General features: G+C 61.3%; 25 protein-coding genes. 10 read left to right on the forward strand and 15 right to left on the reverse strand.

Features of this window, described 5'->3' with window-relative positions:
• Positions 1-50: 50 nt before the first annotated feature.
• The 8 genes from V2B23_RS13930 to V2B23_RS13965 all read left to right on the forward strand — a co-directional run bounded on the left by V2B23_RS13930 (position 51) and on the right by V2B23_RS13965 (position 10,989).
• Positions 51-1,067: an ABC transporter permease gene (locus V2B23_RS13930; RefSeq protein ID WP_430950880.1), complete on the forward strand. Its 1,017-nt coding sequence runs from the start codon at positions 51-53 to the stop codon at positions 1,065-1,067.
• Between the two features lies 1 nt (position 1,068).
• Positions 1,069-2,928, forward strand: a complete 1,860-nt coding sequence (locus V2B23_RS13935) for a dipeptide/oligopeptide/nickel ABC transporter permease/ATP-binding protein (protein WP_430950881.1) — start codon at positions 1,069-1,071, stop codon at positions 2,926-2,928.
• Positions 2,925-3,716 carry an ABC transporter ATP-binding protein gene (locus tag V2B23_RS13940; RefSeq protein WP_430950882.1) on the forward strand — a complete coding sequence of 264 codons (792 nt, stop codon included), beginning with the start codon at positions 2,925-2,927 and terminating at the stop codon, positions 3,714-3,716. Before V2B23_RS13935 ends, V2B23_RS13940 begins: the two co-directional genes overlap by 4 nt.
• Complete coding sequence (locus V2B23_RS13945) at positions 3,713-7,072, forward strand: serine hydrolase (RefSeq protein WP_430950883.1); 3,360 nt, start codon at positions 3,713-3,715, stop codon at positions 7,070-7,072. The genes V2B23_RS13940 and V2B23_RS13945 overlap by 4 nt, the downstream gene beginning before the upstream one ends.
• Positions 7,069-8,220 carry a M20/M25/M40 family metallo-hydrolase gene (locus tag V2B23_RS13950; protein ID WP_430950884.1) on the forward strand — a complete coding sequence of 384 codons (1,152 nt, stop codon included), beginning with the start codon at positions 7,069-7,071 and terminating at the stop codon, positions 8,218-8,220. The genes V2B23_RS13945 and V2B23_RS13950 overlap by 4 nt, the downstream gene beginning before the upstream one ends.
• Positions 8,210-9,016 carry a GNAT family N-acetyltransferase gene (locus V2B23_RS13955; protein WP_430950885.1) on the forward strand — a complete coding sequence of 269 codons (807 nt, stop codon included), beginning with the start codon at positions 8,210-8,212 and terminating at the stop codon, positions 9,014-9,016. The genes V2B23_RS13950 and V2B23_RS13955 overlap by 11 nt, the downstream gene beginning before the upstream one ends.
• 7 nt (positions 9,017-9,023) lie before the next feature.
• Positions 9,024-10,157: an o-succinylbenzoate synthase gene (menC, locus tag V2B23_RS13960; protein WP_430950886.1), complete on the forward strand. Its 1,134-nt coding sequence runs from the start codon at positions 9,024-9,026 to the stop codon at positions 10,155-10,157.
• 151 nt (positions 10,158-10,308) lie between these two features.
• Positions 10,309-10,989, forward strand: coding sequence for a 3'-5' exonuclease (locus V2B23_RS13965; RefSeq protein ID WP_430951156.1), 681 nt, complete (start codon positions 10,309-10,311; stop codon positions 10,987-10,989).
• A 16-nt stretch (positions 10,990-11,005) separates the two neighbouring features.
• On the opposite strand, the gene V2B23_RS13970 is transcribed toward V2B23_RS13965, so the two are convergent.
• Positions 11,006-12,478: a class I adenylate-forming enzyme family protein gene (locus V2B23_RS13970; protein WP_430950887.1), complete on the reverse strand. Its 1,473-nt coding sequence runs from the start codon at positions 12,476-12,478 to the stop codon at positions 11,006-11,008.
• Between the two features lie 157 nt (positions 12,479-12,635).
• Between V2B23_RS13970 and V2B23_RS13975 the strand changes: the two genes are divergently transcribed.
• On the forward strand, positions 12,636-13,289 hold the full coding sequence (locus V2B23_RS13975; RefSeq protein WP_430950888.1) for a PadR family transcriptional regulator: 654 nt from the start codon (positions 12,636-12,638) through the stop codon (positions 13,287-13,289).
• 28 nt (positions 13,290-13,317) lie between these two features.
• Here the strand turns inward: V2B23_RS13975 and V2B23_RS13980 are convergent, their stop codons facing one another.
• From V2B23_RS13980 to V2B23_RS14020, 9 genes are read right to left on the reverse strand one after another with little or no spacing between them, the layout of a single operon-like run.
• Positions 13,318-13,731 carry a Zn-ribbon domain-containing OB-fold protein gene (locus V2B23_RS13980; protein ID WP_430950889.1) on the reverse strand — a complete coding sequence of 138 codons (414 nt, stop codon included), beginning with the start codon at positions 13,729-13,731 and terminating at the stop codon, positions 13,318-13,320.
• Positions 13,732-13,733: 2 nt separating this feature from the next.
• Positions 13,734-14,936 carry a thiolase family protein gene (locus tag V2B23_RS13985; RefSeq protein WP_430950890.1) on the reverse strand — a complete coding sequence of 401 codons (1,203 nt, stop codon included), beginning with the start codon at positions 14,934-14,936 and terminating at the stop codon, positions 13,734-13,736.
• Positions 14,936-15,391 (reverse strand): MaoC/PaaZ C-terminal domain-containing protein, encoded by a 456-nt coding sequence (locus V2B23_RS13990; RefSeq protein ID WP_430950891.1) that lies wholly within the window; start codon positions 15,389-15,391, stop codon positions 14,936-14,938. Before V2B23_RS13990 ends, V2B23_RS13985 begins: the two co-directional genes overlap by 1 nt.
• An 18-nt stretch (positions 15,392-15,409) precedes the next feature.
• A complete protein-coding gene (locus V2B23_RS13995) occupies positions 15,410-15,934 on the reverse strand; it encodes an FAS1-like dehydratase domain-containing protein (RefSeq protein ID WP_430950892.1) in 525 nt (174 codons plus the stop codon).
• A 12-nt stretch (positions 15,935-15,946) separates the two neighbouring features.
• Positions 15,947-17,218 carry a CaiB/BaiF CoA transferase family protein gene (locus V2B23_RS14000; RefSeq protein ID WP_430950893.1) on the reverse strand — a complete coding sequence of 424 codons (1,272 nt, stop codon included), beginning with the start codon at positions 17,216-17,218 and terminating at the stop codon, positions 15,947-15,949.
• Positions 17,215-18,426 carry a CaiB/BaiF CoA transferase family protein gene (locus tag V2B23_RS14005; protein ID WP_430950894.1) on the reverse strand — a complete coding sequence of 404 codons (1,212 nt, stop codon included), beginning with the start codon at positions 18,424-18,426 and terminating at the stop codon, positions 17,215-17,217. The genes V2B23_RS14000 and V2B23_RS14005 overlap by 4 nt, the downstream gene beginning before the upstream one ends.
• A complete protein-coding gene (locus V2B23_RS14010) occupies positions 18,419-19,558 on the reverse strand; it encodes an acyl-CoA dehydrogenase family protein (protein ID WP_430950895.1) in 1,140 nt (379 codons plus the stop codon). Before V2B23_RS14010 ends, V2B23_RS14005 begins: the two co-directional genes overlap by 8 nt.
• 38 nt (positions 19,559-19,596) lie before the next feature.
• On the reverse strand, positions 19,597-20,775 hold the full coding sequence (locus V2B23_RS14015) for an acyl-CoA dehydrogenase family protein (protein ID WP_430950896.1): 1,179 nt from the start codon (positions 20,773-20,775) through the stop codon (positions 19,597-19,599).
• Positions 20,776-20,820: 45 nt separating this feature from the next.
• Complete coding sequence (locus V2B23_RS14020; protein ID WP_430950897.1) at positions 20,821-21,576, reverse strand: class II aldolase/adducin family protein; 756 nt, start codon at positions 21,574-21,576, stop codon at positions 20,821-20,823.
• A gap of 123 nt (positions 21,577-21,699) precedes the next feature.
• On the opposite strand from V2B23_RS14020, the gene V2B23_RS14025 reads away from it, so the two are divergent.
• The gene (locus V2B23_RS14025; RefSeq protein ID WP_430950898.1) at positions 21,700-22,428 is read left to right on the forward strand and encodes an IclR family transcriptional regulator; all 729 of its coding nucleotides are present in this window, start codon (positions 21,700-21,702) and stop codon (positions 22,426-22,428) included.
• Positions 22,429-22,434: 6 nt separating this feature from the next.
• Here the strand turns inward: V2B23_RS14025 and V2B23_RS14030 are convergent, their stop codons facing one another.
• From V2B23_RS14030 to V2B23_RS14050, 5 genes are read right to left on the reverse strand one after another with little or no spacing between them, the layout of a single operon-like run.
• Positions 22,435-23,145: a hypothetical protein gene (locus V2B23_RS14030; protein WP_430950899.1), complete on the reverse strand. Its 711-nt coding sequence runs from the start codon at positions 23,143-23,145 to the stop codon at positions 22,435-22,437.
• Between the two features lie 10 nt (positions 23,146-23,155).
• Positions 23,156-23,995 (reverse strand): ATP-binding cassette domain-containing protein, encoded by an 840-nt coding sequence (locus V2B23_RS14035; protein WP_430950900.1) that lies wholly within the window; start codon positions 23,993-23,995, stop codon positions 23,156-23,158.
• Complete coding sequence (locus tag V2B23_RS14040; protein ID WP_430950901.1) at positions 23,992-25,041, reverse strand: ABC transporter ATP-binding protein; 1,050 nt, start codon at positions 25,039-25,041, stop codon at positions 23,992-23,994. Before V2B23_RS14040 ends, V2B23_RS14035 begins: the two co-directional genes overlap by 4 nt.
• Positions 25,025-25,918: an ABC transporter permease gene (locus V2B23_RS14045; RefSeq protein WP_430950902.1), complete on the reverse strand. Its 894-nt coding sequence runs from the start codon at positions 25,916-25,918 to the stop codon at positions 25,025-25,027. The genes V2B23_RS14040 and V2B23_RS14045 overlap by 17 nt, the downstream gene beginning before the upstream one ends.
• Complete coding sequence (locus V2B23_RS14050) at positions 25,915-26,856, reverse strand: ABC transporter permease (protein ID WP_430950903.1); 942 nt, start codon at positions 26,854-26,856, stop codon at positions 25,915-25,917. The genes V2B23_RS14045 and V2B23_RS14050 overlap by 4 nt, the downstream gene beginning before the upstream one ends.
• Between the last annotated feature and the right edge of the window lie 96 nt (positions 26,857-26,952).

The following is a 26,952-nucleotide window of genomic DNA, read 5'->3' on the forward strand; positions in this document are numbered from 1 at the left end:
GTCCGAAAGTACCGCCTGTCTCCTCATCCCGACACCTCGAAAAGACAGCCATGAGTGCAATGCGTGAAGCCGTGAAATCCGTTTCGGCGCCGACAGTTCGAACAAGACGCTTCGACGCCGCCAACAGCTGGCCGGCGTACCTCGTACGTCGTTTCGGCACCTTCGTGATTTCCCTCTGGGCGCTGGTGACAGCTGCCTTTCTGATGCTCCAACTGATTCCGGGCGATCCGGTTCGGTTGGCGTTGGGGATGAACGCACCGGTCGAGCTCGTAGAGTCCACGAGGTCTGCTCTTGGCTATGATCTTCCTTTGTGGCAGCAGTACTTTCGATTCATCGGCGGGTTACTGACGGGGGATCCCGGCGATTCGATCACCTTGAGAACTCCGGTCCTCGAGGTGATCGGTTCACGCTTACCCGCCACCCTCGAACTTGCCGTACTCACCGTTATCACCGTGCTGGTGCTGGCAATTCCGATCGGGCTCGTCTTCGCGGCCCTGACGCGCGGCGGGCGCCGACGCGGAGTCGAGATCGGTTACACGGCAACGTCAGGCGCTCTTGCCGTCGTTCCCGAGTTCATGTTCGGTACAGCCCTGGTCTACCTCTTTGCCGTCACGTTCCCCATCCTGCCGGTTGCGGGACGAGGCGGCCTTGAAAGCTACATTCTTCCGGTCGCCGCGATGTCGATCGGAGCTACGGCCTCCATGTCGCGCATCGTTCGCGCCGAGGCACTCGGGGTTTTGGACATGGACTACATCCGGACGGCTCGCGCCAAACGAATGCCGATGGCGCGCCTGTACTTCCGCCACGCGATGCCCAATCTGCTCACCTCGACATTGACCCTCGCCGGGCTGCTCCTTGGCGGCCTGATCGCGGGAACGGTACTCGTCGAAAGCATTTTTGCTTGGCCAGGAATGGGTTTGGCGCTGGTGAAGTCCATCACCGAGAAGGACTACCCCCTCGCCCAGACCCTGGTCGTGGTCTACGGCGGCATCGTCCTACTGGTCAACTTCATCGTCGACGTGGTGCTCGCACTTATCGACCCACGATCCACGATCCGGGAGAACTGAGTTGAGTACTTCACCGACAACCGCTCAGACAACCACTCAACGGCACTGGATCGTCGCAACTCTCCGGACTCCACTCGGAATCCTGGCTGCGAGCGCTCTCGCAGCCCTGATCGCCTTGGTGATCTTCGGGCCCATCATCTGGGGTGACGCCGCAGTTGCAGCCAATCCGCGGGCGCTCTCACAAGGTCCCAGTTCCGAACACCTCTTCGGCACCGACGCGGGCGGACGCGACGTCTTCGCCCGAACCATGACGGCAGCCCGCTTGTCTGTCGCCATGGCGCTCGGAGCTGTAAGCATCGGCGTCACACTCGGGATCGCCCTCGGCACACTCCCCATGCTTGCCCCTCGCTGGATGGGCCGAATAGTCGTGGCATTCCTCAACTTTGCGATTGCCTTCCCCGGATTGCTCCTGGCTATCTTCCTCCTGATCATCTTCGGGCAAGGTGCAGGAAGCGCCGTTGTCGCGATCGGGCTCGCGATCGCACCGGCGTTTGCACGTCTGACCTATGCGCTGGCCTCGTCGGTAAACGGACGTGACTTCATCGATGCGGCCCGAATCCTCGGGATCACCAAACCTGGCTTGCTTTTTCGTCACATACTCCCGAACATTCGCGAACCCCTCATCGTCAACGCCAGCATCGCCGTGGGTACGGGCCTGGTCGTCTTTGCCGGTCTGTCGTTTCTCGGGTTGGGTATTCAGCCACCCTCGTTCGACTGGGGGCGGATGCTCAACGAAGGCCTGTCCAAGATCTTCGTGAACCCCGCAACCGCGCTGGCACCTGGAATTGCCGTGGTCCTTGCCGGACTGACCTTCACGTTGGTTGGCGAAGCAATAGCCCGCGGCGCAGGTGTGCGCAGTCCGCTCACCCGCACACTCCCCAAGTGGACGCCACTCAACACCAGTGGCGCGACGTCGGATTCGATACCGGGAACAGCTGACGCCGTTCTCACCGTTCGGAACCTGTCGGTCGCCGTCCCCGGAAAGGGTGAATGGCGTCGACCAGTCAACAACATCAGCTTCACCGTAGGGCGCGGTGAGACCGTCGGCATCGTCGACGAATCCGGATCCGGAAAGTCACTGAGCTGCATGGCAATCGCGCAGCTCACGGACCACCCCACCGTGGTCGATGCCGGTCTGATCGAGTTCGACGGCACCGTGTTGATGAAGGACGGTGTACGACCGGACAACGGATCGTCACGCAACGTGGCCCGCCAGCTCGGCACCCGCCTGGCAATGGTGTTCCAGGATCCGATGTCGTCGATGAATCCGTCTCTCAAGGTGGGATATCAGGTTGCCGAAATCGGTTGGCTTCACGAAGGAATGAGCAAGTCCGAAGCCAAGAAGGCGGCGGTCGACCGCTTGACGGCAGTCAAGATCCCCGATGCCGAGCGGCGCGCACAACAGTATCCACACGAATTCTCGGGAGGCATGCGTCAGCGCGCCATGATCGCGATGGGTCTGATGGGAACACCGGCACTGATCATCGCCGACGAACCAACCACCGCCCTCGATGTCACCGTCCAACGGGAAGTTCTCGGGCTGTTGCACAACGTCCGCGAGGAAACTGGCGCCGCCATACTCCTGATCTCCCACGACATGGCTGTCATCAGCGGAATGTGTACACGGGTACTGGTCATGTTCGCCGGCGAGATAGTCGAGGACATCGCCGTAGACGACCTGGTCGGCGGACGCGCACAGCACCCGTACACCAAGGCACTTCTTGCCGCGGTTCCCACCATGACTACCGATCGTGACAAGCCTCTGGCCACAGTCGACGAGGCGTGGCAGGCCCAGGGTTCCGAGATCGCCGTCGACGTCGATGTGGACGATCTGATGTCGCTCGCAGAGGAGATGCAATGAGCAGTGTGGAATTTCGTGACGTCAATGTTCACCTGGGTAGTGGTTCCCGGCGATTCCACGCCGTCAAGAACGTCAGCCTCGTCATCCCGTCGGGATCGGTAGTCGGCCTCGTCGGTGAATCCGGTTCCGGCAAGTCCACTCTGGCACGTGCAGCCGTAGGACTGGCTGAGCCCAGTTCGGGTTCGATCCTGCTGGACGGTGTCGATGTCGCTCACGCGCGTGGTGCAAATGCATTACTGCGCCACCGTATTCAGATGGTCTTCCAGGATCCGTATTCGTGCCTCGACCCCAGAATGACCATCGGCCAGTCTCTTGCCGAGGCCCTTCGCGCCACCGAGCGACGTGACCGGGCACGGCGCGGTCGCGGAGAGCGGGCAGCCGAAGTCGCGAGGCTTCTCACCACGGTCAGCCTGCCGGCTGAAAAAGCTCACGACTACCCGGCTTCACTGTCGGGTGGTCAGAGACAACGCGTTGCCCTGGCCCGAGCGCTCGCCGCTGCGCCGTCAGTGCTGCTCGCTGATGAAATCACGTCTGCGCTGGATGTTTCCGTGCAGGGTTCCGTCCTCAATCTGTTGATGGACCTACAGCGACAGCTCGGGCTCACTGTTCTGTTCGTCAGCCACAACCTTGCCGTCATCCGGTACGTCTGTGACCACGTTGCGGTGATGTTCGGAGGTGAAATCGTCGAGCACGGCCCGGTACTCGACGTTATCGATTCTCCTCGTGAGGAGTACACCGCCACACTCCTGTCCGCTGTTCCACAACTCGGGGAGCCGATGTTCCGATGACGACGCCGTCAACACCGACAACACCGTCAACACCTGTGCCCGCTGGCCGGCGTGCGGCAACCATCGAGGACTACACCTCTGTGGTGACGCCGTCCGGCATTACCGTCTCCTCATCGGGCCGAATCGCCTATGTACGTAGCCGATCACATCTCGACGACGACACCACTACCGACTCGATCTGGTTGGCTTCCCCAGCGGTGCAGCTCACGGCCGGACCTTCCGACACGTCGCCGGCCTGGCGACCAGGCTCGACGCAGTTGATATTCGTCCGACCCGATTCCGCGGACATCCCGCAACTGTGGACGGTCGACGCGGCCGGCGGAGTGCCGACGCAGCTGACTACCTCGGCACAATTCCCACTCGGCGCCGGAGCGCCCGTGTTCTCGCCGGACGGTGGCCGGATCGCGTTTGTTGCATCCGTCGACCGCGCGGTATCGACGTCCACCAGCCCCATGGTGACGCGCCGGCTGAACTACAAGGTCGACGGATCGGGTGTCCGCGCGAGCATGCGGACGCACCTCTTCGAACTCGACCTCACCGACGGCACGTCTCGGCGTCTGACTGATGGCGACTGGGACGCATCCCACCAGGTGTACAGCCCCGACGGGCGGGAACTGGCCTTCACCGCAGCGCTGGACGACGACGCCGACGTGACCATGGCCACCTCGGCGTGGATCATCTCGGTCACCGAACTCCGTTCCCCTCCACGCATGTTGGGCAACGCAACCGGCGTGTGTGGCCCGCTGCTGTGGACTCCCGACGCCACCGCTGTTGTTGCTGTCGGCTGGCATGTCCCGGCTATCCACAACAACGAGCTCCTGCTGCTTCATCGCGACCGACGGATGGCCGATCGCAGCCTCACCGGCGATCTCGATCGAAATGTGATTCCCGGTGGTACCGGGTACCCGGGCGGAGCGCCGGCTTTCACCGACGACGGCACCGTCGCCTTCTGTATTCGCCACCACGGATCCACGGAACTTCACGGTCTCGATCTCGAAACAGGTTCTGTCAAGCCACTTCTGACCGGCGGTCACACTGTGATCTCCGGACTCGCGGTTTCCGGACGCCACGCTGTCGTTGCGTTGACCACGGCAACGTCCTTCGCGGAAATCGCCACAATCGACCTGGACACCCTCGCCGTCGAGTTCGTCACCGATCTGAATTCGACGACAACGCAACACATCGAATTTCCTGAAGCCACCGAGCGCTGGTTCGACATCAGTGACGGCACCCGCGTTCAGGCCTGGATCCTGCGCGATCCGAACGTCCGTGGCGCGGGCCCGCTGGTTCTCGACGTTCACGGCGGCCCGCACAATGCGTGGACCGGTACGCCGTCGCCCATGAATCCGTACCACGGCGCACTGGTCAGCCGTGGCTACACGATCCTGATGATCAACCCTCGAGGTAGCGACGGCTACGGGAATTCGTTCTTCGGCGGCGTTCACGACGGGTGGGGGGACGCAGACCGCGCTGACCTTCTCGAGCCGATCGACACTCTGATCGCCGAGGGCATTGCCGATCCAGCTCAACTAGTGGTTGTCGGCTACAGCTACGGCGGATTCATGACAGCCTCCCTGACGTCCACCACGGACAGATTTGCCGTCGCGGTTGCCGGTGGGCTCGTCTGCGACTTGGCACACATCGTGGGTGCTTCCGATGCAGGCATTCTGCTGCAGACGCTCGAATTCGATCAGTCCTCCTCGCGGGCAGACGAACTCGCGCCGATTCGCCGTGTCGCGAAGGTAACGACACCAACACTTGTCCTCCACGGCGGCAGCGACGTCCTGTGCCCGGTCAACCAGGCAGAACAGTGGTTCGGTGGACTCCGCCTGGCCGGTGTGGACACCGAACTAGTGGTCTATCCCGGAGCGTCACACGCATTTGTCCTCACAGGCCGGCCGTCACACCGAATCGATTACGCTGCCCGCCTTGTCGACTGGATCGAGCGGCACCTGTCGCCGCAACCGACGCGCCGCGGTGTCGATCGCGATTACTGGCAGTACCGACTCGACACACTCACCACAAAGTACGGTGTCCCCGGAGCCTCGCTGGGGATTCTGACCACCACGCGCAGCGGATTCGAGCGCACTGTCGTCTCGTCCGGGGTTGTCAGTACCCGCACGGGCGTCGCCGTGACACCGGACACGGTGTTCCAGATGGGGTCGATCAGCAAGGTCTGGACGGCTACCCTGATCATGCAACTCGCCGAGGAGGGAAAGCTCGACCTCGACGCGCCGATCCGGAAAGTACTACCGGACTTCGCAGTTGCCGACGAAGCCGCAAGCAGATCGATCACGACGCGTCACCTCCTCACCCACACCAGCGGAATCGACGGTGACGTCTTCCTCGACAACGGCCGCGGCGACGACTGCCTGGAACGTTATGTGGCAGAGCTGAAATCGGTAGTGCAGATCTTTGCGCCCGGAACCGGCTGGTCGTACTGCAACACCGGATTTGCGATTGCCGGGCGCATCGTCGAAGTCCTGCGCGGTCAAAGCTGGGATACCGTGCTGCGGGACCGGATACTCGAGCCGCTCGGGCTGCGCCACACCACCACCTTGCCGGAGGAGACGGCGCTGCACTCTGCGGCGGTCGGCCACGTCGCCGTTGCCGGAAAGACCGAGCCGACACCACACTTCCTGATCACTCGCTCCATGGGTCCGGCCGGCCTCATCACTTCCAGCGCCGAAGATCTCCTACTGTTCGCACAAGATTCGATGCGTGACGATCCCGTCCTCCTGCGTCGCGCGACGCATCTTGCCATGATCGAGCAGCAGATGCCGATCGGAGACGTCGCGAGCGCCGCCGACGGAATGGGAACCACCTGGCTACTCGACGATTGGGACGGGGTGCCCGTACACGGTCACAAGGGTGCAACACTCGGGCAGCAGGCATATTTGGATGTCATTCCGTCGCGCGGTATTGCCATTGTCCTCATGACCAACGGCGGCGCGATGGACGCGCTGTCGGGTGACATCCGTGCCGAAGTGGCGGATACGATCGCCGGCGTGACCTCTACACCGGAGTTCACACCCGGCGATGCCGAAAATCGCACGACATCCTCTCCCGCTGAACTGGATACGCTGTGCGGCATCTTCCGTGATGCGGCTACCGATTTTGCCGTCGAACGAAACGGCAATTCCCTGACCGTCACCCGTACCGAGCACACCAACCCGTCGGGCTCCGAGGAGATCACCACGGCGGTGGATCTGGATCTGCTGGAAGTTCGGCCAGGAGTCTTCGCAACCAGACTGCCGCAGATGTCGGCTTGGTCTCGGATCACGTTCTCCGGCAAGGCGAGTACGCAGTTGCTGCATTTCGGAAGCCGCGCATACCCACGGGTGAGCGAGAAATGACCGCACTACTGGGGCTCGCCGAACAACGCCTCCCCCAGATCATCGACGACACCCTCGCGCTCATCGAAGTCGAGTCGCCGTCACACGACCTCGACGCGGTTACCCGCAGCGCGAAGGCCACCGCGGACCTCATTCACGAGCGACTCGGTGCCCCGGCCCAGTCAATTGTGGTCGAGGGCAGAACCCATCTGCTGGTCAGCTTCGGAACGTCACCGACACAGTTGATGCTTCTCGGACACCACGACACCGTCTGGCCGATCGGCACCCTGGCACGCCTGCCTGCAAGCGTCACCGACGGCGCACTGCGGGGTCCTGGCGGGCTCGACATGAAACTTGGTGTTGTTCAAGCAATTCACGCGCTTGCCATAGTCCGGGAGTTACACGGCGTCGACGCACTCGACGGCGTCACACTACTGGTCACCGGGGACGAAGAAATCGGCTCACCCACGTCGCGCTCGTTGATCGAAAAATGTGCAGCGGGGGCGGTGCTGGTCCTGGAAGCTGGTGGCGACAACGGGGAACTCAAGACTGCCCGTAAAGGTGTGTCACTGTATCGAATTCAGGTCTCCGGTCGAGCGGCTCATGCCGGCTTGGAGCCGGAAAAGGGCATCAACGCCGCAGTGGAACTCGCTCACCTGGTCATCACAATCGCAGCATTGTCGGCACCTGATCTGGGCACCACGGTCACACCTACGGTGCTTTCGGCCGGAACCACAACCAATACCGTTCCCGCCGAAGCACGTGTCGACATCGACGTGCGCGCGACCAGTTCGGCCGAGCAGCACCGCGTCGACTCGGACATCAGGAGCCTGCGCACACTCCATCCCGATGCGGTGATCACGGTATCGGGTGAAGTGAACCGGCCACCCATGGAAACGGCCATGTCTGCGACACTCCTGGCGCTCGCGGAACATGTTGCGCTCCAGAATGATCTGACTCCACCCGCAGGAATCGCCGTCGGCGGTGCCTCGGACGGGAACTTCACCGCCGGGCTCGGAATCCCCACCCTCGACGGCCTGGGCGGCGTCGGTGGTGGCGCCCATGCCGAGACCGAGCATGCACGTATATCCGCGATCGCACCGAGAACAGTACTGCTGGCGGGCCTGATCCGGTCGATCACGACAGAAGGTATTTCCCGTGCCGAGTAACCCGACAGTCACGTTTCGAGAACTGGTCGACGTCCACGAAATCGACGAACTCTCCGCAGTTTTCGACAAGATATGGGCCACCAGTCCGGGCCCGGCACATTTTGGCACAGCGATGCTCATCGCTCTCCACCACGGCGGCCACTACGTCGTCGGAGTGTTTGCCGAGGACACGTTGATCGGCGGTTGTGTCGGCTTCTTCGTCGAACCCTTCGGCGAGGTTCTGCATTCGCATATCGCCGGCGTACTGCCCGAGTTTACCGGCCTGGGAATCGGCCGCAAACTCAAGTTTCACCAACGAGATTGGTGTCTGGAACGCGGGGTCCACACCATCCGGTGGACGTTCGATCCCCTCGTCGCGCGGAACGCGTACTTCAACATCCAACGCCTCGGCGCGGAGCCGACCGAATACACCCCGAACTTTTACGGATCGATGGCGGACGGCATCAATTCCGGTGATGCCACTGATCGAATGCTGGTGAGCTGGAAACTCGACGGCGCAGCCGCGGCGCCGCGGGCGAGCGCGGACCTCACCGACATTGTGAAGGTGCTCCGCCCCACTGCAAGTGGCGAGCCGCGGATGATTCAGATCCCACCCGACGCCGCCGACATCGCCGTCGGAATACCCAGGGACATAGAGCAGCTGAGAAGGACCGACCGCGCCTCTGCCTTCGTGTGGCGACATGCCCTTCGTGAGTATCTGGCGCCACTCGTGGCATCGACGCAATGGCACTCGACCGGCTTCCACCCCAGCGGTTTCTACACGTTCACAACAACTCTCGCGACACCCGGAGAATGACATACCCATGCATATCGAATCCGTAGAACTGCGCGAGCTGCGTATACCGCTGGTCTCCCCTTTCACCACGTCCTTCAGCACGCAGTACGAGCGCAACACGCTGGTGATGAAGGTGACCGGCACCGCTGACGGCCCGAACGGACCGGTCGAGACCACGGGATGGGGCGAATGCGGTGCGCTGAGCGACCCGTACTACTCCGCCGAGTACACCGCCGGTGCGCGAATGATTCTGCGCGACTACCTGATCCCCATACTGCGTCAGGCGCAGTCGAAGGGGCCGCTGTCCGCCGAAACAGTCGGCCACGCGCTCGCCGGCATCGTCGGTCACCGGATGGCGAAGTCGACAGTCGAAATGGCTGTCCTCGACGCAGAGTTGCAGGCACGCGGTCAGTCGTTCGCCCGTTACCTCGGTGCCACTCGCACACGGGTGCCCTCCGGAGTATCGGTAGGCATCCAGGACAGCATTCCCCAACTGCTCGAGACCGTCGGCAACTACCTGTCGCAGGGCTACGTCCGCATCAAACTGAAGATCAAACCTGGCTGGGATGTCGAACCGGTTGCCGCAGTACGCAAGGAATTCGGCTACGACGTTCCCCTGCAGGTCGACGCCAATGCGGCATACACCCTCGTCGACGCCCAATTACTGCGCCGGCTGGACGAATTTGCACTGCTCCTCATCGAACAGCCACTGGCCGAGGACGATCTGGTGCAGCATGCCACACTTGCCGCTGCGCTCAGTACACCCATCTGCCTCGACGAATCGGTGGAATCCGCCAAGGATGCCGCGGACGCGATCACCTTGGGCGCTGCGTCCGTCATCAACATCAAGCCGAGTCGGGTCGGCGGGTACCTGGAGGCAAAACGCATCCATGACCTGGCATCAGCCCACGGCATCGCGGTGTGGTGCGGCGGAATGCTCGAGACGGGGATCGGCCGCGCTGCCAACACTGCGCTCGCGGCGTTGGACGGCTTCACGTTGCCGGGCGATATTTCTGCATCGGACCGGTTCTACGCCGAGGACATCACCGAACCGTTTGTGATCGAGGACGGGCACATCGCCGTGCCACAAGGGCCGGGCTTCGGTGTGACTCCGCGCCTGGAGGTGTTGGAGCGATTCACCGTCGGGTCCGACTTAATGTGACCGTCGCGTCCGATTTAATGTGACCGTCGGGGTTGACTTAATGTGACCGTCGGGGTTGACCTGATGTAGGTCGAGAGGGTTCGGGCCAGTTCTTGTCGGTGCCTGCGTGCATAGTGAACCGGACATGAACTTGAACACCGAAAGGCCCCCGATGAACAACTGGTCCGATCGCCCGATCTGCGCGTTCGACCTCGAGACCACGGGGCGCGATCCATCCACTGCCCGGATCGTCAGCGCGTGTGTTGCCGTCGTGGATGGTTCGAGTGTGGAGACGCGCACGTGGTTACTCGACCCGGGTGTCGATATTCCGGCCGGTGCCATCGCCATTCACGGCATCACCACCGAACATGCGGCCGAGTACGGGCAGGACTACGCCGAAGGGTACGAGGAGATCCGTGAGGCTCTCCATAATTCGTGGGCACGTGATCATTCGGTTGTTGCGTTCAACGCGTCCTACGACCTCACGGTCATGCACTCCGAAGGCCTACGAATCGGCAAACCGGCGCTGGTTCCCGGGCTGGTTGTCGATCCGTACGTGATCGATCGTGCGATGGACAAGTTCCGCTCGGGAAAGCGAACACTGTCTGCGGTCTGCGAGTTCTACGGAATCACACTCGAATCCGCGCACGAGGCGGAGGCCGACGCGATGGCGGCGGCAGCTCTCGCACAAGAACTGGCTTTGCGTTTTCCGGAGATCAACGATCTTGATCTCATGGTCGATCAGGCACAGTGGCACGCCGAGCGCCAGCGGGATTTTGCCGAATTCCTGAGCAGCCAGGGCAAAGACGTGTCAGACGTGAACGGCCAGTGGCCTATTCATTTCATCGCCTGACACCTGTCCGCACAGGTCACAATCTCTGCGACACCTGCTTGCGTAGTTCTTCTCGTGATCGTTTGCCGGTGTGCGTTGTCGGGAACATCTCCAACTCGACGAAGATGCGCGGCACCTTGTAAGCGCTCAGTCGCTCCTTGCAGAAGCTGACCAGATCCTCGGAATCGACGTAGTGCCCGTGGGCCGGAATGATGCAGGCAACCAGCCGTTGCCCTTGCCGTTCGTCGGCCACGCCGATCACGGCGACTTCGAGGATCAACGGATGCTCCATCAACACCGTCTCCACTTCTTGCGGGTAGACGTTGAACCCGCTGACGATCACCGTGTCCTTTGCCCGCGAGACGATATACAGGTGCCCTTCGTCGTCCGACCAACCGATATCGCCGGTTCGCAACCACCCGTCACCATCTACCGCGCTGTCGGGCGTTGATTCCGGATCATCTCCCGCTCGCAGATATCCGTGCATGATGTTGTACCCGGAGCAGAGAACGTGGCCGTCCTCGTCGGGGGGAAGCGGATAGCCGTAGTCGTCGACAATCCGAATTTCGAGTCCGTCGACGGGGGTCAACATCGCGAGCGAACCCGATTCGCCTTCGGTGATACTGCCCATGGCGACGGTTCCGCAGGCTTCGGTAAGCCCGTAGCCGACAACCATGTTCACGATTCCGAGTTCGCGACAGGCTCCGCGCATCCGGTCGAGTGGCACCTCGGAACCGCCGCTCACCGCCATCCTGCATACCAGCCCGATGTCGTCACGGCCGCTGCCGACCAAATCGAAGAGAATGGTCGGTGGCCCCATCACCACAGTGACGCGGTCACGGACTATCACGTCGGCAAGATCAGCTCTGTCGTAGTGTTCGACGACGCGCACCGAGGCTCCGGCGCACATTGCGGTCAGCAGCACACCGTTGAACCCGAACGAATGCGCAAACGGGACGGCGCCGATCACTCGATCCGCACCGGTCAGCTCGAGCCGGTCTGCCACTGCCGAGTACAACCGCGACAGCTGTCCGTGAGTCATGGGAACTTGCTTGGATACCCCAGTCGAGCCGGAGGTGGAGAGAATCACCGCAATGTCGTCGGGCCCCGCTGCCGGCCTGTCCGGGTTAGGGACGGTGGCTGCGGCAGCTTCCATGATGGCGGCGATCCGTGGTTCGTCGACTACGAGTGCTGGTTCGGTGACATCCAGGATCCGCGAATACTCGGGGCCACTGACTCCGTGGCCCACCGGAACAACGGTTGCCCCAGCGCACAGGATCCCGAGGGCGATACAGACCCAGTCGGTGGTGTTCCGGCCGCTGAGGACCACCCGCGATCGTGGCCGCACGCCGGAATCCGCGAGAACAGCGGCCACTCTCAGAGCCTGGTCCGTCAATTCGGCGTAGGTGACCTCATGGACGCCGTCGAGCAATGCCACCCGGTCTCCGCACCGGCGCGCCAAGTCCACACAGAGCGCGTCGAGCGTCGATACAAAAGGATCACGCGGCATATCTGCATTGAAACACTCGGCCGACGTAGACTTGACGCCTCTCCCGCTCAGTGGTCCTACGAGAGCGGGACAGTCTTCAAGGTATCTACCAGTCTTTTTCAGCATATTTCTAACCGAAATACTCTCTTTAAGTCTACTGCCAGGTAATCTTTCGACTATGGCAAAGGACAAAACATCTGCAGACGCGCCCACTCTGCGACCGACAAGTTGGGCCGTCCTGGGTCTGCTGTCCTTCGGATCCGAACTATCCGGTTACGACCTCAAGAAATGGGCCGACTGGAGCCTGCGATTCTTCTACTGGGCACCGTCGTACAGTCAGATCTACAGCGAACTCCGCAATCTCGAGGCGCACGGCTTCGCCACGTCCCGCGTGGTGAGCACAAACGACGTCAAGAGTAAGCGCCTGTACGCGATCACTCCGGCCGGAACCGACGCGGTAGCGACGTGGGCAAACGAATCCCCCGTCGAACCTGCAGTGCTCAAACACGGCGTGATGCTCAGGATGTGGCTCGGCCATCTGGCCGACCCGGACAAACTGCAATCGGTACTCACCGAACATCGCGACCAGTCCGAGAAGATGCGCATCCGCGCAATTGCCGACGCCGAAGGCGCATCCGAAGAAGCTGGATGGGCATACCCCGAACTGGTGCTGCGATGGTCGGAGATGTACTACGAATCTGAGCGTGACCGCGCAAACTGGATGTTGGAGAACATTTCTCGCCTCGGATCAGACAAATCCAGCGCCGGAAAAGCACGCCGGAAGAAACCCGAACCCCGCACGCCGGACGAGCTCCGCAAACACGAAGACTAAGTGCTCGGGTCGCTCTGACACTGCGGTGTCAGAGCGATACAGGCCGGTATCGCAGTAGCGTGATGTCTCGATCCGGATAGTCGCAGAACACGGGTTCCACGCGCATACCGACACTGAGTTCCAGATCACCGATATCAACCAATTCGGTACTCAACCGCGGCCCCTCGTCCCACTGCACCACCGCCAACGTCTGCGGCAACGCGTCCGACCACGGTGGTGCTGTGGGACGGTCAGCCACCGTATAGGTGTAGAGCGTGCCCAGTCCACTGATCTCACGCCACTCGAGGTCGTCGGCCAACGTGCGCGGAGCCAGCAATCGCGGATAGAAGACAAATTCGTCCGACGACGGCGAGTACTGGATCTTTATCTTCTTTTCTCGCAAAGCATTCCAGAACGGTGCGGACACCGGCGTCGGTTCCGGAAACGGCTTTTCGTTCGACATCCCTAATCTCCCTGGAGTATCAGTGCAACTTGCTCACTCATGATGCCGCCGTTCCCGGTCACGAAAGCGGTATTGCAGTCGTCGACCTGCGCCGTCCCGGATCGGCCCATCACCTGACGCACGCCGTCGCATACGTGGTGCATCCCGCCCGCCATTCCGGCTTGCCCGTAGGACAATTGGCCGCCGGCGGTATTCAACGGGAAGTCCCCTCGGAAGGTCAGGTCTTTCGACGACACGAACTCCATACCCTTTCCCTTCTCGCAGAAGCCCGCGTCTTCGAGGCTCATCACCACCGTGATCGTGTAGCAGTCGTAGATCGACGCGACATCGATTGCCGAGCGTGAAATTCCAGCCATGTCGAATGCCGTGTCCGCGGCCTTCGCAATCGGCGTGCGCACCATGTCCTCGGCATAGGTCGGCGTTTTGAACGACAGGTGCTCGCCAAACCCCTTGACCCAGACCGGACGGTTACGACCGCGACGCGCGATATCAGCATTCGCCACGACGATCCCCGCCCCGCCTTGCACCCGCATCACAACCTCGAGCATCCGAATGGGATCGGCGATCATCGGACTCGCCAGAACGTCGTCGATCGTGATCGGCTTTCCGTGAAACACCGCACCGGGAGTACTGCAGGCGTTGGTTCGCTGGTCCACCGCGATCTTGGCCGTGGCACGGTCGTCGTACCCGAACTCCGACGCATACCGCCGAGCGATCTGGGCGTACGGCGCGTTCTGGCCGAGATTGCCGTACGGAATCTCGAATTCGGCTTGAGGAGAACCGAACTTGCCACTCGAGGCGCCGAGATACCCAGGATCCACAGCGGGCTGAATCTGCGATTTCGGTGTCATGAACGACCCAGGAACAATGACCAGAACCGCGTCGCAGATACCGAGTTCGACCGCTGCGGCAGCGCGCCACACCATCCCTGCTGCCGTTGCGCCGCCGAGGTCTACTCGCTCACCGAAGTTCAGGGGGATCCCCAGATACTCGGACAGCGTGGCCGGGGCAAACATATCGGATTCCGCAATACCATGCGTGACAAGACCATTGATCTGTGACGCCTCCAGCCCCGCATCGTCGATTGCCAGCTTCGAGAGTATTGCCCACTGCTCGATGGTGAACAACTCAGGTCGGGTTTGCTTACGTTGGGCGGGCAATTCACAGAAGCCGACGATGGCGGCCTCTCCGCGCAGTCCCGCCATCAGGACCCTCCGGCGGAGGTGGCGCTATCGCGGCGCGGCAGCAGCACGGTGGCCGTTCCCGGCATCAGCACCTCACCACCCCGTACTCCGGCAAGGTCCAAATCGACTAGTGCTCTACCGTTCTCGTCGCGCTTACCGGTCACCGTCCCCGTGAATTCCAATGACTCGCCGGGAAAGGCCACAGCCCGGTTCGAGGCCGAGAAGTTCACCAACGATCCCCCGCCACCGATCCAGTCGGTGACAACGCGCGCCAGAAGCGCCGCTTGAAGCGGTCCCTGCACAACGACGTCTTGATAGCCCTCGACGTCGACAGCCCAACTCCGGTCGTAGTGAATGCGATGCCCGTTGTACGTCGCCGCACTGAAGAGGAACATCTGCAGTTGAGTGACACTGACAGCCAACACCGGAATCGTGTCGCCGGTGTTGATATCGTCGAAATATACTTGCGGTGACATAATTTTCATCTCCTCGCGCTACGGTCGGGCGATCATCGACGTGGTCGCTTCGGCAACAACCTCGTCGTTCTGATTGGTGTACGTGGTCTTCCACGTCACCAGGACGAATCGGCCGGACCGACCGCGCTTCTCGACCACCGAATCCACAACGCGCACACTGGTGATCATGTCTCCGTCGTAGGCTGACCCGAGGAACGTGGTGTTCTCGCCACCGGCCATTCGCTTGGGACACAACGGGAAAACCAGATTCCCGGAGGCAGCACCGGATGAGCCGTCTACCCGAAGTTCCGGTATCGGCGTCACCCCGAGGATCGCGTACTGCAGATACAGCGGCGGAGCGACAATATCGCGATAGCCGTGCTCACGGGCATACTCGCTGTCGAAGTACAGGGGGTTGGTTTCGCCGACCGACACAGCCCACCGTTGCCAGTCTCGTGCGACCACAGCTCCGCTCGCCTGGGAAACCACCTCCCCGACCCGCCCGGCAACATTGTCGGGGATCAGAGATTCCGAATCCGGAATCACGGCTACATTTTCAGTCATGTTCTTTCTCTCTCACGCTATTTGATGATCGGTGACCAGTCCGGAATTCTCGAGTTCGGCATACTTCTCATCGGAGTAGCCGAGGATCTTCTTGTAGACGTACTCGTTGTCCTCACCGAACCCCGGGAGTACCCGCCCGAATGCCAGATCGAATCCCTCCACCCGCCAGGGATGTCCAGGATATCGATAGGTTCCTACCGACGGATGTGACCGCTCCTGGAACCAGTTACGCTCGCGCAGATGGCCGTCTTCGAGCAATCCGGTTTCGCTCATCACTTCACCCGCGGGAACGGCAGACTCCTGCAACACCGAAACGATCTCGGACGCCGATGTCGAACGTGCCCACTTCGCGATTCGATCCCTGATCGGTGCGGAGTTGTTCCGTCTGGCGATTGCATCGGCGCCCAGTTCGGCGAGGTCGTCCCCGCCGATTACCGCGGCCAATGCCGTCCACTCGTGATCGCTGCGCACAGATATCGCAACCCACCGATCCTCGTCTGAGCTGAGGTAAACATCTTGCAGCACATGAGGATCGGAGTTGCCGAGGATTTCCGGATTTCTCCCGTTCATCTGAGCGTCGAGCACGAACTCACCGATCTCCGCCATGACGTTCTCCGCCTGCGCAAACTCGACGAGTCCCCCAACACCGGTGCGCTCGCGGTCCCACAGGGCGGCCATCACCGCAAAGGCCAATCCTGCCGGAGCTGCCTCGTCCATGTGGTAGTTCTCGCCGGCCGAGTCGGCTTCCTCACCCTCGTAACCGTCCATCGCGGCAATCCCCACCAGCGAGTTGAAATTGGGGCCGTAACCGAGATAGTCACTCATCGGTCCAGTCATCCCGAGGGGAGGCATGCGGGCGACGATCAATCGAGGGTTGAGTTCGAGCAAACGCTCGTGCCCGAGCCCCAACTTTTCGAGAGTTCCGTTGGAATTGTTCTCCACCAGAACATCACTGACCTTGATCAATTCGATCGCAGCTGCGTATCCCTCAGCGGTATTGAGATTCATACACGCCGAGAGTTTGTTCCGGGAATGCCAGTTGAAGAGAGCTGTGCGGTCGTACGGTCGCTCGCCGGGATCCTTCTCCGGATATGTGCCGCCGTGATACCCGGTCTGCGCGATCGATTCCTTCGTGGTCTTTGCAGATACTTGTCGGCTGACGCGGTTGTTCCCTTCCACACGAATCACTTCGGCGCCCAAGTCCCCCAACATCGCTGTCGCACCAGGTCCGGACCACACAACCGTCAGGTCGACAACACGAATCCCTTCGAGCGGATAACTCATGCTCGCTCCCCTGCCTGTGTCAGTGACTCGCGGATCTGTTGGCCGTGCTGGTCAAGAGTTGGTGCGGTATGACGCAACTGGTACCCGTTGACCATCCGCCACGGCGCGCCGGTGTACTCCAACGTGCCCGCAACCGGATGCGTACCACGGACAAAAGCGCCTCGGTTACGAAAGTGATCGTGACTCAGCAATTCCGAGACGTCGAGGTACGCGGTGACGGGAATACGTGCCGCCTCGCACTGTTCCATGATCGCTACTTTGGGCCGCTGCGCGAACCACTCCGTCACATAGGCCATGAACTCGTCGCGGTCCGTTCCCATGATCGTCTCGCGTCCGTGGTACCGCGTATGAAACTCGTCGTCGTGCTCGCCGACTATGTCGACCAATCGATTCCAGAATGCTTGATTGGTCACGTACAGCATCACAAATCCGTCTTTCGCCCGGAACGGTCCCGTGAACGTCACGCCATGGCGATGCGGGCTTCGCACTCCGCGTGGAGCATTCATGCCGGAATAGGCCGCCGACACCAGGTACGACGCTCGCCGGTCGGCGCCCGCGAGCAGAACCTCCTGCCCGGACACATCGATCACCGAACCTTCTCCCGTGCGCTTGGCACTGAAGATTCCCGCCATCGTGGCTTCGCCGGCGGTGCGGCCGATCGTGTAATGCTCGAGCAGGCCCGGTTTACGCAACGGCGCACGATCAGCCGCGCCGGTTGCGTTCATCGGTCCACCGGCAGCCTGAAGGACCAGGCCGCTCGCTTCACGATCCCGGTACGGCCCGGTCTGCCCGAAGGCACTGATCCGAGTGATCACCAGTGAGGGGTTACGCGCATGGAGCACGTCCGGCCCCAGGCCCAATTTCTCCAGTTGCCCTGGCCGGAAGGACTCCACCACCCCGTCTGCCGTGTCCACGAGGGTCAGGAGAACCTCACGTCCGGACTCCGAGGTCAAGTCAACGACAAGCGATTTCTTGTTGGTATTCAGATGCAGGAACAGAGCGCTTCGCTCGATGTCCGGGACGTCATCGGGGAACGGTCCCCATAACCGCGTCAGGCTGCCTGTCTCCGGCTTTTCGACCTTGACGACGTCCGCACCAAAATCTGCGAACATCTTTGTTGCGTATTCTCCTGCCACCCACCTCGACAAATCCACGATCCGGAGATCCTGAAGTGCCTGCCGCGGTCCGGGATTCGCTTCGCTAGGCAAGATTAAGCTCCTTCTGCAGCCAACCCGCGGCAATATCTGCTGTGCCATATCGGATTTCGGTGACCTTTGCCCTCTCCGACCACAGGTGCAAATCAGTCTCGAGAACGTATCCCATGCCGCCGTGCAATTGATGCGCGTCGAGAGTCGCGCGCTTGTAGGCCTCGTTGCACTGCATTTTTGCAATCGCGACTGCACGAGTGGCGGATTCGCCGCGAGCCACCCACCACACCGCGTGCGCGGCAGCCAAGCGGGCACCTTCGAGTGCGATGTGCATATCGGCGACAATGTGTTGCGCAGCTTGGAAGCTGCCGATCGGACGCCCGAACTGCTCGCGCTGTGCAATGTAGTCGACAGTCCGTTCCAGAACTGCGGCGCCGCCACCTACCATCTCCATGCATTGAAGCGCCACTGCCGCATTGGCGACCCAGCGAATATCGGCGGCGCTCAGCCCATTTCCGCCGGCCCCGAGAGAAACGGCCGCGTCCGACGCAAACACGTCGACAAGTTCGACGCGAGAGAGCCTCTCTCCGGACATGTTCGACAATGGGACGCCGTTCCACCCTTCGGCTGTCGGCTCGACGAACGCACAGATCAACCGTTCCGGTTCGGCAAACACAGATGTACGAGCAGTCACGAGAACCACGTCGGACATCGAGGCGTTCGCGGCAAATGGCAGGGTTCCGTTGAGCAGCCACCCACCAGGCGCCGGTGTTGCCGTCAGCGTGGGTCGAATATCGCCGGCGTCCCCGGGATTCCAGGCGGCGACGCCGGCGCGGAGTCGACCTTCGGCCAGTGCGGGCAGATACCGGCTGCGTTGTTCCGACGTAGCCAGTCGCCCGACGGCAATACCGAATTGCAGTGTGCTGTAGACAATCGACGGGCAGAGAACCCGGCCGGCCTCCCGAAAGAACACTCCGAGTTCGTACAGGCTCGCTCCACTACCGCCGTATTCTTCATCGATCGCCAGGCCCAGTACACCAACCTCGGCGAGCGCCGTCATCAGTTTGTCCGGACCGCTTTCGGACATCGGTTCTGCCAGTTCACGCACCATACTGATCGGGCATTGTTTGGCCAGAACGGCAGCCGACATTGCCTGTAGATCGAGTTGGTCTTGGGTAGCAACAAGTTTCATCAGCGAACTCCTACGCTGTCAAGGAAGGTCGGAATCATTCAGCGTCCGTAGCTCGGTAGAGAGTGACCACGCTGCGCAATGACATCTCGGAGAACTTCGTTAGCTCCGGCACCGAATCGCAGCAGCGGCGCGGCACGGTACAGTCGCTCGAATTTTCCCGCCATCACTGCGTGGGAGTCCGATCCCGCGATCAAACCCGCAGGACCGAGCATCGAGGTTCCAACGTCGGCAATCCGTTGTCTGAGTTCACTGGAGAAGACCTTCTCGACGCTGACAAGCACAGACGGAATGGTTCCGCTCTCGAGCAGCGACGACGCCTCGAAACCCATGAGTTGCGCGAGTTCGACATCCGCATCCAACTGAGCAAGCTTGCGTCGAACATCCGCGTTGTCGAGCGGCCGTGTTCCGTCTTCGCGGATCTCACGCGCAAGAATCAACAGATCGTCGACGGCTCTGCGCAGATCGCCGGCATTCGTGAGCGCACCGCGTTCGAGATCCAGTGCGCCGGTGATGTACTTCCACCCCTTGTCGACTTCACCGATCAGGTTGGTCACCGGGACACGGACGTTGTCGAAGAACGTTTCGTTGGTTCGATACCCGGACCACGCGGTGATCGGGCGAATCACGACGCCGGGAGCGTCGATCGGCACGATGATCACCGAGATTCCCTTGTGTTTGGGCACCTCGGTGTTGGTACGGACACACAGCCATTCGTGCGTGACGCGCTGCGCCATACTGTTCCAGATCTTGGAGCCGTTGATCACCCACTCGTCACCCTCCCGTACCGCCCGGGTCTTCAAACTTGCCAGGTCGGTTCCGGCATTCGGTTCGGAATAGCCGACGGCGCAGGTCAGTTCACCGCGTGCGATATGCGGCAGGAACTCTTCTCGGTTCTGCTGCGTGCCGTGGCGCATGATCATCGGGGCCACCGACGTGACCGTCAAGTCCGGGCCAGGCACACCCCAGTACTCGAATTCGCTGACCAGGAGGTGCTGATACACAGCGCCGAGACCGAGCCCACCGAACTCCTTGGGCCAATTGAGCCCGAACCACCCTTTTGCCCCGATCTTCCGACGAAAGGCAGTGAGTTCGCCGCCGATGAACTCGAGGTCGTGCTCGGCCATCTCCGCGCGCAATTCCGGCGTGACATTGTCGCGAAGAAACGCGCGTATCTCCTCGCGCCACGCTCGCTGATCATCGTCTAGTTCAAAATCCATGAGTATCCGTTCCGGAGTAGCGGATGGTCTGAGAGCCTTGGTCGATCATTGGGAAGCCTGGAGGCTCTCGAGCAGTTCGGGATCCGAGCGCAACGCAGCGCGCACCGCAGCCTCCCAGAAGCCGTGGTAGCTGTTTCCGTCGCTACCGGCCATTCGATCGAGCCACCAGTCGGGCAGTGCTGTCTTCTCCGGTCCTCCGGCCACCCGGATCATCCAGGCGTTTTTACAACGTTGTTCGAGCGCGACCGCCCGCAAATAAACTGCTGCGGCGGTACTTCCGGTGACAAAAACACCATGGCCTGCCAAGAGGGCGCGATCAGCTGGACCGATCGACCGGATCGCAGCCACGGCCGCCTCCATGTTGTCGACGCCACCGTCGTACTCGTCGACCAGCACTACCTCGCCGCCGCCCAGACTGGAACTCTGATCGTAGGCGGGTGGTACCTCGCCCAGATCAGCCCAGACAGTTCCGAACTCCGAATGGTTGTGTAGCGCGATGCCGACATCGGGACGTGCTCGGTGAAGCGCGAGGTGCAGGGGAATTCCCAGCGGGACAGGCCAATCACCCTGTAGGACATTGCCGTCGATGTCGATTCGAATGATGTCGGAGGGGAGAATCTCCTCCCAGGTGAGAAGCCACGGGTTGCACAGCATGGTGCCGTCACCGAGGTTGTACGTGATGTGCCCGGCGAGATGATCCCGGTACCCCTCAGCCCACAGAGCGCGCGCAAGCAGGACGATCTCCTCCGCCGGCGTCAGGTTCGGGATCAATTGATCAACAGTGGGTTTGAACTTCTTCACAGCAACCTCTCGGTAGTGCACTGGACCGCCAGCGGGAAGGAAAGTGCGAACTTTCAGGAAGATCGTCGTCGCAGTAAGTATCTCTATGTGATACTGTGTATCAATTCTTCAATCAGAGTAGGGGTGATTCAGATCGCAGTCAAGACAATCAGTGGTCTCACGCGCGGACTCCGCGTCATCGAAGCCATTGCCGCCCATCAGCCAATCGGCTTGACCGCGCTTTCACGGCTACTCGAGGTCGACAAAAGCGCCATGCAACGCACGCTGGCAACCCTCCATGAAGCGCAATGGATCCACCCCGTTGGCGAGGCTCCACCCCGCTGGGAGCTCTCCACCCGTTGTGTTGTCGTAGCCGGACAGGTCTACAACGGCTCGTCGCTGGCCGCCCGAGCACAACCCGTCATGACCACGATCAGGGATACAACCGGCGAGACAGTACATCTCGCAGTCGCCGAGGAAGAACACATGATCGTCCTCGGGGTGGTTGAAGGTACCCACATGGTCCGGACAGGTCTGAAGCCTGGCCAGATACACGTACCCGAGACAAGTGCAGCGGGTCGGGTCATCCACGCGTACCAGTCACAGGAAGAACGCGTGAACAGCTCGGGTCAGCCTGATCTCCTCCTCACGGATGCCGAGTACCAGGAGATTCGCAGTCGCGGATGGGCCGCCAGCGAGGAAGCCGTCCAGCAAGGATCAACCAGCCTCGCCGCAGCGATATTGGATGCGTCGGGAGCGCCGCTCGCTGCAATCGTGATCAGTGGGCCGGCGACACGACTCACCGAGGAATACTTCACGCAGTACGGCGAACTGCTCCGATCGGCGGCCGATCAGCTCGGCGGCTCGTATTGAGCGAATTCACCCACTCAGTGTCGCAAAGACGACCAGGGCTAGGTTCGTGTGATCGGACTGCCCCGAAAGCCCCTCCAACGCAACAGCAGACTCGAACGGAATGAGACTTCCCGACGGCAATGTACGGTCGCCGAACGCAACACTGCCGCCCAACACCACTGCGTATCCGCGGCCTACACATTCAGCCAGCGCGTCGGCGGTCAATGCCCCACCGAAGTCGAGCGCAACACCGAATGCTGAGGCACCGCGACGCGTACGCGCCAGTAGATTCAGCTTTCCCGTCTCTCCTGCAGCGTCGATCGCACAGGTGAAATGTTCGCCGGCTCGCGTCTCGCCTTTGACGCGTGATTCCGGCATGTAGTTCAATCCAGCGGCAGGATCGAGCCGAAGCGTGAAGTACGACAGCCCCTCTGGAGCGTCGGCGAAGATCGGCCCGTACACAGTGTACGCATCGCTGTAATGCACAGTGCCCGCGCCGATGGCGTGCCTGCCGAGGCGTCCGGCGCCATCGAGAACTACCTGAAACTGATCCACCTCGTGATAGTGCGGCCGAAGCTTCTCTGCCTTCTGGCCGACAAGATAGGCCTGGAAGCCCCCGGTTGCCGAACCGTCGGAGTGCTCACCTAGGTAGTCACTCATCAGGAAGTCGCCGGACTCCGTGGTACGCAGTATGGTTCGAGACTGCGCAGGTGTCACTGCTGTCGGTGCCGATGTCATCGAATTCTCCTCAACTCACAGGTTCGGCTCGGGCGCTCTCGAGATCCTGCCCCCGGACGGAACGCGGAACAGGTACCGGTATCGCGTCGAGCAATGTTCGGGTGTACTCCTGCTGCGGGCGACGGAAGATGTCCTCGACAGTCCCGCTTTCAACGACCTCACCGCGCGCCATCACCAGCACACGATCGGCGATCACTTCGATCAACGCCAAATCATGACACACGAACAGATACGCAAGACCCAACTCCTCCTGCAGATCCCGCAACAAGTTGAGCACCTGAGCCCGCACCGAAACATCGAGCGCAGCAACAGGTTCATCACAGACGATCATCTTCGGGTTCAACGTCAACGCCCGCGCAATAGCCACACGCTGCAGCTGACCACCCGAAAGCTCCGCCGGATACCGGCCGAAATAACGCGAACCGATACCCACCTTGTCCAACATCGCCGTCGCCAACTTCTCACGCTCACCCCGACCCATGTCGGTATGAACGATCAACGGTTCCACCACGGCATCCACGACGGTCATCCGCGGATTGAGGGAACTGTGCGGATCCTGGAAAATCATCTGCATACCGCGACGCATCGTACGTAACTCAGCAGGTTTCGCGGCCCGCACATCAACACCGTCGAATGTGATCGAACCGGTATCGGGCTCGATCAACCGCAACGCAATCCGGCCCACCGTCGACTTACCCGCACCTGACTCCCCCACCACGGCAAGACATTCACCGGCTTCGAGACTGAAGCTGACATCCTTGACCGCATGTGACCACTTGGTGCGGCGCCCGAGAAAATCGCGGCCCGATGCAAACGACTTCGACACGTTCGACACTTCGAGAAGGCTCATCGCACACTCACTCCCTGCAGATCAAGGTCCTGCACGCGCAGGCATCGCGCCTCACCGGTGGGAACACTCGCCATCGCCGGATGCTCCACATCGCATACCCCCGGCGCCACGTGTGGGCACCGCGGCGAGAACCGGCATCCTGTCGGCCAATCGGCCGCCGCGGGAATTCCGCCCGGGATCGCATGCAGCCGACGATCCGCATTCAGTCCCGGCTGCGGGATCGAGGCAAGCAACCCCGACGTGTACGGATGCTGTGGGCGGAAGAACACTTCCTCTGCCGCAGCGTTTTCCGCGATCTCACCGGCATACATCACCACCACCCGCTGACACAGTTCCGCCACCACCGCAAGATCGTGACTGACGAACAGCAACGCCACACCGGTCTGCTCCTGCAGATCCCGCAACAGATCGAGGATCTTCTCCTGCACTGTCACATCGAGCGCCGTGGTCGGCTCGTCCGCGATCAGCAACCGCGGATTACACGCCATCACCATCGCGATCATCACGCGCTGACACATACCACCACTGAACGCGTGCGGATAGTCACCCACCCGCTCCTTCGCCCGGGGAATCTGCACCAACTCGAGCATCTCCACCGCCCGGGCCATCGCTTCCTTGCGGCTCAAACCCAAGTGCTTGCGGACGGATTCAGCGATCTGATCACCGACCGTATAGGCCGGATTGAGGCTGCGAATCGGCTGCTGAAAAATCATGCCCATCCCGGTACCGCGGAGCTTGCGCCACTCCCGCTCCGGAACCTTCGTCAGATCACGACCGTCGAATTCGATGGAACCCCGCGAAATCCGGCCGCCGGTGGCCTGGGTCAACCCCATCACCGCAAGCGAGGACACCGTCTTGCCTGATCCGGACTCACCGACCAACGCCACCGACTCGCCGGCACCGACGTCGAACGAAACACCTTCGACTGTCGTCTGCCAACCGCTTCCGCCGCTGGGGAATTCGATGGTCAGATCCCGAACCCGCAACAGTGGTTGAGTGCTCGCTTCGAGCTGCTCTTTACGCATCAGATCAGTCATTGTCACCATTACGACTCCGTAGCAGGGATCGGCGAACACCGTCGCCCAGGTAGGTGAAGGACAGGACCGTCAAGAAGATCATCACACCGGGAGGCCACACCAGGTACGGCGCCAGCTGCATATTCGACGCCGCAGTACTGAGCATCGAACCCCAACTCGCCGCCGGAGCCTTCGCCCCCAAACCGAGGAAACTCAAACTCGCCTCCGCCGCAACCGCAGCACCGAGAGAGACGGAGATGACCAGCACCACCGGCGGCATCACATTCGGAAGAATATGGCGGATAATTGTTCTGCCCGGACGGCAGCCCAAGGCGATTGCGGCCTCGATGTACGTCTCGTGCCGCACATCCATCGTCGACGCCCTCGCAACCCGGAAAAACCTGGGCGCCATGACCAAACCGATGGCGAGCATCGCGTTGGTGATTCCCGAACCGAGGACTGCGACAATCGTGATCGCCAGCACCAGCGACGGAGCCGACATCAACGCATCCATCACCCGGGTGATCAGCGAATCGACCCAGCCGCCGCGATAACCGGCGATGACACCAAGGGGAAGTCCCAGGATCAACGCCACACTCACCGCCTGCAACGACGCCGTCAACGAGATCCGCGCGCCGTAGATCAACCGGCTCAACACATCTCGGCCGTAATCATCGGTGCCGAGCAGATGATTTGCACTTGGCGGCTGCAATCGGTTGACCAGGTCCTGCACATACGGATCGTGCGGTGCCAGAATCGGAGCAAACACCGCCATGATCACCAGAAGCAGGATGAAAATACCCGCCACCATCGTCACCGGCTTACGCAGAACAGCTTTCAAGCCTTGGCCCCTCGCGGGCCGCTCCGCTGTCTCGGATTTGGTGGTCACTACCTTCGGATCAGTCATGCGCGAACCTTAGGGTTGAAGTAGCCGTAGGAAATGTCGACAAGCAGATTCACCAGCACCACCACCACGGTGGTGAACAGGACAAACCCGAGCAACACCGGAATATCGTGGTTCTGGACGCTGTTCACGGCCAGCGAGCCCAACCCCGGCATGCTGTAGATGATTTCGATAGTCACTGCACCGCCCAACACTTCGGCGACGCGGAATCCGAGCACCGTGACCACCGGGATGCACGCGTTCTTGAGTCCGTGTTTGAAGACGACACTTCCGCGGCCGAGCCCCTTCGCTTCCGCGTTGAGGATGTAGTCACTCTTGAGTACCTGCCCCAGCGACGACCGCAGCTGCAACGTCACCTCCGCCGCCGGCAACAACGCCAACGCCGTACCGGGCAAAATGAGGTGCTGAATCCACGGCACAAACCCCTCCGACAGCGGCGCATACCCGAAGGCCGGGAAGATCTGATTGGTCACCGCGAACACCGACACCAGCACCAAACCGAACCAGAACGCGGGAATCGCGATCGCAATCGACGCCACCACATTCACCAGACGATCAACAAATCCGCCGGGACGAAGCGAGGCAACAACACCCAAGATCAGCCCGATCGTCACCGCGAGCACCATCGCGAAGATCACCAGCGACAACGTCGTCGCCATCCGGCGGAAGATCAGCTCCGTCACCGACTGATTCGACAGAAACGACGTGCCCAGATCACCCTGCAGAACACCGCCCACCCACCGGACGTACCGCAGAAAGATGTTGTCGTCCAGGTGAAGTGTCGACCGGATCTCCGCCAACCGCTCCGGAGTCGGATCATCCCCGGCAAGAATCGCAGCCGGATCCCCCGGCGCCAAATCGATCAACAGAAAAATCATCAAAGGCACAATCAACAACAGCGGCACCGCCGCCAGCAACCGTCGCCCCGCGTAACGCAACATAAGCACCCCTCACCGGCGCTTACAGCCGGTCTTGTCGGCGGTTCCCCTTCGCAGGTGATGCGACTCCGTGAATTCTTTGTCGCATCACCTGCGAAG

The organism is Rhodococcus sp. 24CO (assembly GCF_050586165.1).
Classification (GTDB): domain Bacteria; phylum Actinomycetota; class Actinomycetes; order Mycobacteriales; family Mycobacteriaceae; genus Rhodococcus_F.